This is a genomic window from Leptolyngbya sp. GGD, assembly GCF_026735145.1.
GTDB classification, from domain to species: Bacteria; Cyanobacteriota; Cyanobacteriia; order Leptolyngbyales; family Leptolyngbyaceae; genus Leptolyngbya; species Leptolyngbya boryana.
In genome coordinates, this window is record NZ_JAPQKE010000012.1 from 117,359 (window position 1) to 126,918 (window position 9,560).

A 9,560-nucleotide genomic window follows, 5' to 3' on the forward strand; every position below is an offset into this window, starting at 1 on the left:
CGGGGTACGTGACAGTTACTCTCCAAGTTGAATGGTTACTCGCCGAATACGACCCAATCGGATCGATCAATGCCTTCTGATTCAATCCGATCGAGGTCTGGAGTTTGAAGTTTTACTTCGAGATCGGCTAACAAATTGCTGGCTTGCGATCGCAGCAAATCATGTTCAGAACGCTGATTTGTTGCAGTTGATTGAACTTGATTTAAGTGAGTCAGCACCTCCGCAAGTGAGTGATCATGCTCAGACAAAACAGCAGCACTTTCTGCCAAACTTTGAAACTGTTGCTTTAGTCCAGTTGGAAGTTTGCCAGGGCAGTAGTCTTTGTTCAGAAGCTTTCGCAAGTTGTGAATGAGCAGTTTGAGAATTTGACTCCGTAGCTCAACGATCTTTTGATCGATCGCACTTCTAATCTGTTGCTGTTGATAGCTGAATGCCTGCTGTAAGGCATTCAGTTCTGCATTTGCCTGAGATTGTGCAATTTGAATTTCCGTTTCTGCTTTTTGCTGTTCTGCTTGAGATTGAGTCAGCATTAATTGCGCTTGCGATCGTTCCAAATCCAATTGCTTCAAGGCTGTATCGCGTTGAACTGCATCTTGAAAGCTTTCAAGGCGGAACGGACCTTTCAGTTGAACACCGAATCGCTGCTGAATTTTCTCGATTTTGGGATAGCGTCTTGCATAGACTTCTAATCGACGCTGAGTTTGCTCATCACACAGTTGGCCTGCCGCGATCATCGGCTGAATTTCCTCACGCAACCACCGTTCTTTTGACGATCGATAAGCTGCCAAAACCTGATTGAGCTTTTCGACACTCAGCCCTTGCAACGCTCGAAATCGATCAATAAAGTGACCAAAACTAGAACCAGGAATCGCACGATACGGGAGTAGATCGATCGTGCATTCAGCATAGATTTTGCGCCGTTCTTCAGTGAGATCTGCGATCGCTTGCTTCAGTTCTTCAAAGACCTTGATTTGTGGCGGTTTTGCTTTACGCCCTAATGCTCGCCATGCAATCAGAACTTCGCTAGGTGGGGCGAAGTCTTCGACATCGATCACAGCAACTCGTGAGTCACCGCCACAGATTTTGATCTCTGCGTAATACATTCGCTCCTCGTGAAACAGACGTAAATCTCGTTCGATCGTCCGAATTGTGAAACCAGTCGGTGCTTTGGAAGTTTTAGCAGTCGAAGCAGGCTGTGATTCTGCAACAGGTTGAGTTTGCGAAGGCGGGTCGAGAATTAGCATGGCTAAATCCTGAAACACATCGCACTGCTGCTGTGCAGAATGAATCATTACTTTGGTTTTTCTGTTCTTAGAATACTTCTATTGTCTGGATAAATCAATACAAATGAACTATATTAATTTTCTTCTTATCATTAGGATTTCGAGTGCGAGATTGCTTCGGCTATGATTCTCATAAGGTAGAGCTTCTGCTTCGTTGCATTGAGAGGAAATCTAGATGCCTGCGATCGACAAACTTGAAATCAGGATTGCGGATATTACGAAGCTCGAAGTCGATGTGATCGTGAATGCTGCAAATACATCTCTCTTGGGTGGCGGTGGCGTGGATGGGGCAATTCATCGCGTCGCAGGTTCACAACTCCTCGAAGAATGTCGAATGCTTAGAGGCTGTAAAACTGGACAAGCCAAGATTACCGAAGGCTATCAGCTACCCGCAAAGTTTGTGATTCATACGGTCGGCCCGGTTTGGCAAGATGGCACGCAAGGAGAACCCGAACTACTGGCTTCTTGCTACCGTGAAAGCTTAAAATTGGCAACTCTGCATCACGTGAGAACGATTGCATTTCCAGCGATTAGCTGCGGTATTTATGGCTATCCCATCGAGCAAGCTTGTACGATCGCGATTTGTGAAGTAGTCAGCTTTCTGCAAGACAATGGCACGATCGAGAAAGTGATTTTCGCGTGCTTCAGTCCCGAAGTTCAGGCTGCTTATCAAACGGCTTTGACTACGATCGAGTAACTGGCACATCTTTTCAGTTTTGAGAAACGACGGCAGCTATAACAAAGCATCCTCGCTTCTCAGATCATCTGTGAGATTTTATGCAAATCTTTCTCTGTTTGATTTTGTTACTGATCTCCTTGGCGTTTCCCTTCGCTTTGCATGGTCAATCTGCAACGCCAGAATTTGAATCTTATCTGATTAATGGCAAGTTCCGAGCAGGTGAAACTGCGCTGCTGACGAAATTACAACAAACCCCCAACGACGATCGCACTCGCTTCAGTGTCGGTATACTGCAATTGATGGACGGAACAGAACGACTGATGCAGTCGCTCTATCGCTATGGACTCCGCCAAAATACCTTCACTAGCTTTTTTCCGATTCTGCGTCTACCTGTCCCAACCAATCCCAATCCGCAAACTGTCAACTATGAAGAGACGCGGCAGATACTTCAGACCTTGCTGACTGATCTTGCAAAAGTACGATCAACGCTTGATCCGATTCAAGATCTCACCATCAAGCTGCCGATCCGACTGGGACTAACCCGAATGGACTTCAACGGGGATGGCAAGCTCGACAATACTGAATCCTTCTGGAATGTTCTCACTCGCATCACCGGAATTCGAGCGACTGAGCAAACTGCAAAAGCTTTTACGATCAACTTCGATGCCGGAGATGTCGCTTGGCTGCGGGGATACTGCAACTTATTAGCCGCGATCGGGGAAACAGTTCTCGCCTACGACGAGCAGCAATTGTTTGATGCAACGGCACATCTAATGTTCACCAAACCACAAACTCCTTATCCGTTTCTAGTAAACGGTCGTAAGGTGTTTCAGTACGGCGACAATCTCGATCTGGTCGATGTTGTTGCATTCTTTCATCTGATCAATTTTCCGGTTCTGGAGCCACAGCGACTGACAACTGCACTACAGCATCTACAAACCACACTGGCGCTCAGTCGCGACTCTTGGAGGCTGATTGTCGCGGAGAAAGATAACGATCGAGAATGGTTGCCGAATCCGAAGCAGAAGGGTGTGATTCCTAATGCTGTCGTGACCCAAGCGATGATTGATAGCTGGCTCAGTTTTGTCGGTGAGTCGGAAGAATTATTAGCGGGCAAAAAACTCGTTCCATTCTGGAGATCGCGTGAAGTTCGAGGGATCAATCTCAACAAAGTGTTTACGCAGCCGCGCAACTTAGACTTAGTGCTATGGGTACAAGGCACTGCACCTGTGCCCTACCTGGAACTAGGTAAGCAGACCGATGCTAATATTTGGCAACAACTTCTATCTGTGTTTGGTGGACGCTTTTTCGGCTTCGCGGCTTGGTTCAACTAGCAAAAACGAGTCTCAAGCTTTAATTTGATAGCGAGAAGGGTTCTCCTGCACTTTCTCATAAATGCCTTGGTGGGAACCTCTTCCGAGAATTAGGGCAACACTCTTTCGAGCAGTTTTCAGATCCGCTTCTTTCACCGATTGATACAGCGAGCCGATCACGTCATCGGTGGTCATCGGCTCACTTGCCCCCTGCATGATTTGCTGCACTGCCTGTGTCGGTGTCATTGATTTGAAGGTACGCTTGAGGGTCAAAGATTGTGTGGTCGCAGTAGACTTTGATTCCTTCGGCTCTGATGCGACTTCAACGGGCTTCGCTTTTGCGGCAGCTTTCTGAGATTTGGGTGCTGCTTTAGGCTTAGATTGTGTAGGTGCTTTTTTGCTGTTACTTGCTGTCTCAGTAGGGCTATCACTTCCCAATAAATGGTTGATCTGTTGTAATGTCTGATCAATCTCGGCGGTTGCCTGTGTGACAGCCGCTTCAATAATTGCATCGCGTTCGTTGATTAAGCGATCGCGTTCCTGCTCAAGTTTTGCTCTGGTGTCTTCTGCCAAAATTGAAAATGCCATGATTGAATTGCCCTCACACTACAACAAAAAGCCATTGTACTCGTGAGTGATTCTTTTATTGAAAAAATTTCTAAAACCTTATTCCTCTATCTTCAGAAGCATTTTGAAGGGATTGCCTATGGTTGATCACAAATTTCAAATACCAGCAAGTGCAGCACATTGGATGAACTGCTCGAACTTGATTTAATTTCAAACTCTGTGTGCAAAATTGCATTCAGACAATTACATAAGCGATCGGTTGATGTACTTCCCAGCATTTGGCGCAAAAAGTAGACTTGATTAGGATTGCGAATCTCGGCGATTTGGGCGATCTGAGCATTGTTATGTTGTCCTGCTTCGATCAGCGATCGCACACAAAGCCACAGTCGAAATCGATTTGCTAACGTCCGAATAATTTTGAGAACAGGTTCATTCAGGGTCATCAATTGTGCCAATAGTCGCAAAGCTTCTTCTCGATTGCTCTCCAGCAGGGCTTGAGCAAGATCAAGCGCGGTTGCTGTCGTTGAAGTGATTAAGTCTCCAACGACAGCCGGGATTAGCTGAGTGTCATCGCCGTTGCTGTAAAGAACGAGTGTTTCGAGTGCATGGTGTAAAGCGCGAGAATCGTTCCCGATCGCTTGCTGAAGAACTTGAATCGTATCTGAACGAAGCCTTAAACCGAATTGGATTGCAGTAGTTTGAATCCATTGATGAATCTGGTCAGTTTGCCAGGGTGGGAGGCGATCGAACTTTTGGATCTGGGTGCATTGCTTGAATAATTGAGTTGGTGCATCAGAACTGCTGAAGATCAGATGTGTTGTGCTTAGCGGAGCGGCTAAGACTCCTTTGAGCAACGGGTAGAGCGCGTGACCGAATGCAATGGCAGGGAAGTTTCGCACCCAAATAAAACGATCTCCAGACCCGAATGGTCGAGTCAACGCAGTTTCGAGCGCTTGGCGTAACTCACGATCTTTTGACTCTCGGACAATAGAACTATTGAGAGAATTAATATTGAGCGACTGTTTGAGCGTATAGATGGCTTGCTCGATTGCAAACTCATCATTGCCATAAAAGTAGTAACCTGGCATGGTTCACCGATTCATAAACTGCGCGATCGTTTGCGGGGAGTTATACCGAGTTTGAGTGGTTCCTGTCTCCAAATCAAAATACGTTGCCCATTTCTTTAACTGTCCAAATAACAGTCGATTGAGGTAGTCAGATGCGATCGTGGCACACATTCCGTTAACCGATTGAGATTGAGCATTCAGTATGGCAATCTCCGCGCAACTCATTGGTGCATGGGTTAGCTGCTCTGGTCTAGGCAGAAGGATCTCAGGATGTACCAGAGCCGGGGATGGCAGTGTAAAACAGTGCGAAGGGGTTTGAAATGCCCATCTCAGATGATTTGGTGTAGGAGCGCTGCCTAGTAAGATTTGCCCGGATTCTCGATGATTGCCTAAATCTAGCCACCAGCGTTTCGGCAAATCAGAGGAAGAGTTTTGACTTAGAGATTGTGCGATCTCACTTCGAGCAAGTCCGTCGTCCACACAGCCAATCAGGAAAATCAGCCAGTTATAATATCCTTGGAGTAAGTCAGCATTGAAAAGTGTTGGATAAGCATGAATTTCAACTCCCCACAGCAATGAGTAACGAGCCGCCAGAACTTGAGCTTTATTCAGTCCAACTTCCGCATCACTAAACCGCTGCCTGGGAATGTTTTTGATTTCAACAGCTTGCGGATCAATAAACAAAGCTTGAGCGCGTTTTCCTTGCTGTGTTAGTAATCGGCAAAACCTGGAGATCGTTTCTGCCATGTATGAGCCATTGCCACCGCATCCAATGAGAACCAATAATACTCGCTCAAATTCGCCAAGCCAAATCGGTTTAGCTTCTAGATAGTCAGTGTTGATAATGTGCATGAGCGTTACCTAAAACTCTGAAACCTCGAAAACCCAATGCGCTGGAATTGACCAAAACATTCCATCAATGCCAACACGAGTAATCAACTTGGGAACTGTATCCACGTCCGCTAAGATGGCAAAAATCCGAAAGCCTGTCGCGATTTGAGTGTCATCGGCTGAAAAGGTCGTTGCATTTGGCGGATGGCTATGAACCTCGATCGTCGCTGTCTGATAATCATTGTCGGATGCTTCAGAGAGAATTGGCTGAACTGAATTGCGAGTCTGTATCTGAGACGGTACAGTTAATTTCCATTCATCCTGGCTCCAATGAAAATAGAATAGCGTTTCGACGAAGGGGCGAGGAGAGTTTGCAATTCCAATCATTTGAGTAACTAAATTTGCACTAATCCGAGGACGACGAAGCGTAAGGCGTGGTGCGATTGATTTCAGCCCTGGAATCAAGAGCGATTGAACTAGAATGATTGCGCTGAAGTCAGGTCGTTCAGCACGGATAAAAATACCGTTGCCTGCAATTAGGTAATCTCGAATGCTGCCATAGTGTTGAGGTAAGCTATCTTGATGAATAAAGTGATAGCCGATCAGTGAGTGAGTCATAGTTGCCAAGAATGGGGTGAGTGATTCAAAATAGCGTGACAAGCCTCGTCACAAGTTTTCCAAGTGCAAGGGCATAGATCATTCAGGGGATATTTCCGTTTCGTTGAGTTCGCGATCTTCCACAACTGCCATCGAATATCTTCAGATTGCTTTGATTTACCGTTTGTTTGATGGCTGTTGAAAAGTCCCTCCCACCACGTTTGCCAAATTCGATCAATCGTTTGAGAATTTGCGAACGGTTTTTCATTCTGCCCAAAACACAGCAGTCCGTTACTTGCTGCATTCGGGAGTGGAGGCTGATAAAGTGAAATCGTGGGTTCAAAGCTCTGTTTGATCGCCCAAAGGTAGACTTGAGCCTCGATCGCAAACAAAACGAATCCAGGTAGCGGTATTGTCAAGGTAACACGCTCTTGATCGACAGGACGAAATTGAGAATCCAGGAGCAGGGTTAGTGTGTAGCGTTGAGGTGGATGTACTTGAATCAGCCAGTGTCGATCGCCCATTTTTCCAAGTCGCACAACATTGGATGAAAGCCAACCGCTATCTTCTTCTTGATGATCAAATGCAAGCTTAACGGCTGATGGGCTGATCACTTTATACTGATGTTCGCCTTTCTTGCCGCGATAATGATAAAGCAGTTGATCCTCAGCAAAGATGATTTCTGCCTGAGCATTGATAAGCGGACGCGGGGCATCAGCTAGTAATTCAGGAATTAGATTGGATGAAATGGTCATATTGCTATTTGGAGGTAATCATCTAAATTCATGCCTAATTGACCAATTCTGATTTAGCTCTGATGCGGTCATAATTTTGATATTGGGAACTGCCGGAATTGATTTTGCTGACTGGTTCCAGAGTTCTAACAGTTGAATCAGCCGAGCAGGGCGCTCTGTGAGCCAATCGACTAAAACTTGAACGTGTTGCTGAGCCTGAATTGCTCTACGATAGTAATAAGTTAGCTCCTCGATCGCTTCTACACTCCACGTCCAAAAATCGACATATTCATAATCGTGATTGTCAATGAATGGATTGTTAGTATCGCGATCAAACATCTGAACTGCAAGGTGAAAATAGTTTAGTGGCTCGGGCATTGATTCACAATTGAGCTTGAATTTTTGCCAGTCAATTTGGCTCGGTGAGATCGGAGCCAAAAGCGGAACTGCGAAAAATGTTTGCTCAACCATGTCCCACTCGACCTGCTCGGACAGTCCTAGCAAGAGTTTTTCTAGGATATCAAGCTCCTCCCATTCATACTCGTCGTACCAATAGTCAGGCGTGATTGAGTAGATCGGAATGCCAGTACATAGACCTTCATCACCATCAACAGGTAGGTAAAAAAGTCGATCGTGAATCAATGCAAAAAACTCCAGTTCTTCCTCACTGTGCTGCTCAGACTCCCAGTAACGCCTTGCAGTACTCAGACGAAATTCAAATGGGAAGAAATGCTGATAGAGAAAACGCAGCTTGAGGTGTAACTCAGCCGTTTCTAAATAGCTTAGAGCAATGTCTGGATCAACAACCATTGCTCTGAGCCAATCCAGTTCATGCCCATAAAGTGACGGAATTGGCAAAATGGGAAGAACGGTTTGAACTGTGGGAGGTGGGTAAGACATCGCTTAAAAGCCAGCGAATGGTCGAGATAGAGGTAAGGGCGTTCTGCGATCGAGTTGACTCAATGCAGTTTGAATCGTTCTTTGCTCGATCTCGCCCTCGTGCATGGCTTGGCGAATGTTTTCTTGCATCATGAGTAAACACTCCGGAGTGAGAGCATTTTGCCAGTTTTGATAGCGGAGTTGCAGATAAAGTGCGATCGCTGGATTTTGATGAGCAGGAGCCTCTTCCAAAATTTGCCGAATTGCAGCAAGTGACGCTCCATTTTGCCCAGCCTGCTTGATCAAAGTAATTGTGCCATCTTCGTTTCGTTGAACTTTAGCAGTTCGGGCGCTGGCAATTCCATAGGCGCTGAGGGTGCTTTTGAGAGCTTCGTCATTGTTCGCGATCGCGGCTGGAAGTTGAATCGCTGAACGATCGCCATCGTAGAACACTGAAATTGTTGGCTCTGTAGATTCGTTTGGTGTCGTCATGATGGTAAGTCAAATAAACTGCGCTGTGTCCCTTTCACTTCCTTGGCTGGGGTTAGCTTTTTGCTCGATTCTATATGCTCAGGGCGTTGGTTGAAGGACGAGGATTTCTGTTTTGCAGTTGGGTCTAGCTTGGGTTTGGCAGCTTCGGTGTTTGCTCGATCGATTTGGCGTTGAGCAAGAACTTGTCCGTATTCATAAATCCAAGTTGGAAGATGCGATCGCACCTCATCCAATTGGTTTTCTCGAAACATTGGAAGCAAGTGAGCCACTTCATCAGGACTGTGAATTCCAGGCAGAATGAGTCGCCCATTTGGATCTTGATCATCAGGCAAGAGTGTGAAGGTAAGAAATAGCAGTGAGGGCAGAGAATCAGCATTTTCAGGCTCGGTTGAAGTAGTTAGTTCTCTCGAATCTGAGCCATTCACATCTGGCTCAGTCGGCGGAATTGAATCATCTGTTGAAGAAGTCATAGGCATTGAGAAAGCTATTAATTGAGAAAGTACTGTTGAAGGTTTGGATTACGCTGGAGAATTTTTTTAGCTTTAGCTTCAATTTGACGAATGCGCTCACGAGTTAGATTGAGAATTTGCCCAATCTGCTCAAGTGTCATCGGATCGCTATCTAGCCCAAGCCTTAGTCGTATTACAGTTTGCTGCTTTTGGGTTAAGCCTTCCAGTGCTTGTTCGATCGAGTCGCGCAGAAGCATTCGATCAACAGATTCTATTGGTGTTTCATAGGCTGACGTGTCGATTTGCTCATCAATGAAATTGATTAATGGATCATCCGAATCAGAATTAATGGGACGATCGAGAGAATCAATCGATTGAAACGTCTCCTGTAGCTTGGTTAATTGCTCGATCAACACTTCGAGTTCAGCGGCGAGTTCTTCTCGCGTTGGGCTGCGACTAAGGCGAATTGTTAGCTGTCGATGAACCTTGTGCATCCGATGCCACTTTTCATGGAGGTGAACCGGAATACGAACAGAACGCCCGTTGTCCATCACCTCACGCGCAATAAATTGCCGCACCCACCAGACCGCATAGGTTGAGAATTTGTAGCCCAGTTTTGGATCAAACTTTTCAGCTGCACGATCAAGTCCAATTCTGCCAGCTTGCATA

General features: G+C 45.9%; 12 protein-coding genes. 2 read left to right on the plus strand and 10 right to left on the minus strand.

Annotated features, from left to right (window positions below; genetic code table 11):
* Positions 1–35 precede the first annotated feature (35 nt).
* Positions 36–1,292: a hypothetical protein gene (locus OU814_RS29785; protein ID WP_268243104.1), complete on the minus strand. Its 1,257-nt coding sequence runs from the start codon at positions 1,290–1,292 to the stop codon at positions 36–38.
* A 166-nt stretch (positions 1,293–1,458) separates the two neighbouring features.
* Between OU814_RS29785 and OU814_RS29790 the strand changes: the two genes are divergently transcribed.
* Both OU814_RS29790 and OU814_RS29795 read left to right on the plus strand, forming a co-directional pair.
* Entirely contained in the window at positions 1,459–1,980 is a 522-nt protein-coding gene (locus OU814_RS29790; protein WP_268243105.1) for an O-acetyl-ADP-ribose deacetylase, read from the plus strand.
* Positions 1,981–2,060: 80 nt separating this feature from the next.
* Entirely contained in the window at positions 2,061–3,296 is a 1,236-nt protein-coding gene (locus tag OU814_RS29795) for a hypothetical protein (RefSeq protein WP_268243106.1), read from the plus strand.
* A gap of 12 nt (positions 3,297–3,308) precedes the next feature.
* Here the strand turns inward: OU814_RS29795 and OU814_RS29800 are convergent, their stop codons facing one another.
* From OU814_RS29800 to OU814_RS29840, 9 genes are all read right to left on the minus strand, one after another.
* Positions 3,309–3,863 carry a hypothetical protein gene (locus tag OU814_RS29800; RefSeq protein ID WP_268243107.1) on the minus strand — a complete coding sequence of 185 codons (555 nt, stop codon included), beginning with the start codon at positions 3,861–3,863 and terminating at the stop codon, positions 3,309–3,311.
* A 116-nt stretch (positions 3,864–3,979) separates the two neighbouring features.
* Positions 3,980–4,930 (minus strand): DNA polymerase III subunit delta, encoded by a 951-nt coding sequence (gene holA, locus OU814_RS29805; RefSeq protein WP_268243108.1) that lies wholly within the window; start codon positions 4,928–4,930, stop codon positions 3,980–3,982.
* A 3-nt stretch (positions 4,931–4,933) separates the two neighbouring features.
* Positions 4,934–5,761 (minus strand): ThiF family adenylyltransferase, encoded by an 828-nt coding sequence (locus OU814_RS29810; RefSeq protein WP_268243109.1) that lies wholly within the window; start codon positions 5,759–5,761, stop codon positions 4,934–4,936.
* Positions 5,762–5,770: 9 nt separating this feature from the next.
* Positions 5,771–6,358, minus strand: coding sequence for a hypothetical protein (locus OU814_RS29815; protein ID WP_017291774.1), 588 nt, complete (start codon positions 6,356–6,358; stop codon positions 5,771–5,773).
* On the minus strand, positions 6,355–7,092 hold the full coding sequence (locus tag OU814_RS29820; protein WP_268243110.1) for a hypothetical protein: 738 nt from the start codon (positions 7,090–7,092) through the stop codon (positions 6,355–6,357). The genes OU814_RS29815 and OU814_RS29820 overlap by 4 nt, the downstream gene beginning before the upstream one ends.
* 18 nt (positions 7,093–7,110) lie before the next feature.
* Positions 7,111–7,971 (minus strand): hypothetical protein, encoded by an 861-nt coding sequence (locus OU814_RS29825; RefSeq protein ID WP_017291772.1) that lies wholly within the window; start codon positions 7,969–7,971, stop codon positions 7,111–7,113.
* A gap of 3 nt (positions 7,972–7,974) precedes the next feature.
* Positions 7,975–8,442 (minus strand): hypothetical protein, encoded by a 468-nt coding sequence (locus tag OU814_RS29830; RefSeq protein ID WP_268243111.1) that lies wholly within the window; start codon positions 8,440–8,442, stop codon positions 7,975–7,977.
* A complete protein-coding gene (locus tag OU814_RS29835; protein ID WP_268243112.1) occupies positions 8,439–8,912 on the minus strand; it encodes a hypothetical protein in 474 nt (157 codons plus the stop codon). Before OU814_RS29835 ends, OU814_RS29830 begins: the two co-directional genes overlap by 4 nt.
* A 17-nt stretch (positions 8,913–8,929) precedes the next feature.
* The coding region (locus OU814_RS29840) for a sigma-70 family RNA polymerase sigma factor (protein ID WP_268243113.1) at positions 8,930–9,560 on the minus strand (631 nt) is incomplete at its 5' end.

What these genes read in the sequence shown, in the direction of transcription:
- OU814_RS29785 (WP_268243104.1), bottom strand. Translation starts at nt 1,292, where the DNA reads ATGATTCATTCTGCACAGCAGCAGTGCGATGTGTTTCAGGATTTAGCC.
- OU814_RS29790 (WP_268243105.1), top strand. Translation starts at nt 1,459, where the DNA reads ATGCCTGCGATCGACAAACTTGAAATCAGGATTGCGGATATTACGAAG.
- OU814_RS29795 (WP_268243106.1), top strand. Translation starts at nt 2,061, where the DNA reads ATGCAAATCTTTCTCTGTTTGATTTTGTTACTGATCTCCTTGGCGTTT.
- OU814_RS29800 (WP_268243107.1), bottom strand. Translation starts at nt 3,863, where the DNA reads ATGGCATTTTCAATTTTGGCAGAAGACACCAGAGCAAAACTTGAGCAG.
- holA (WP_268243108.1), bottom strand. Translation starts at nt 4,930, where the DNA reads ATGCCAGGTTACTACTTTTATGGCAATGATGAGTTTGCAATCGAGCAA.
- OU814_RS29810 (WP_268243109.1), bottom strand. Translation starts at nt 5,761, where the DNA reads ATGCACATTATCAACACTGACTATCTAGAAGCTAAACCGATTTGGCTT.
- OU814_RS29815 (WP_017291774.1), bottom strand. Translation starts at nt 6,358, where the DNA reads ATGACTCACTCACTGATCGGCTATCACTTTATTCATCAAGATAGCTTA.
- OU814_RS29820 (WP_268243110.1), bottom strand. Translation starts at nt 7,092, where the DNA reads ATGACCATTTCATCCAATCTAATTCCTGAATTACTAGCTGATGCCCCG.
- OU814_RS29825 (WP_017291772.1), bottom strand. Translation starts at nt 7,971, where the DNA reads ATGTCTTACCCACCTCCCACAGTTCAAACCGTTCTTCCCATTTTGCCA.
- OU814_RS29830 (WP_268243111.1), bottom strand. Translation starts at nt 8,442, where the DNA reads ATGACGACACCAAACGAATCTACAGAGCCAACAATTTCAGTGTTCTAC.
- OU814_RS29835 (WP_268243112.1), bottom strand. Translation starts at nt 8,912, where the DNA reads ATGACTTCTTCAACAGATGATTCAATTCCGCCGACTGAGCCAGATGTG.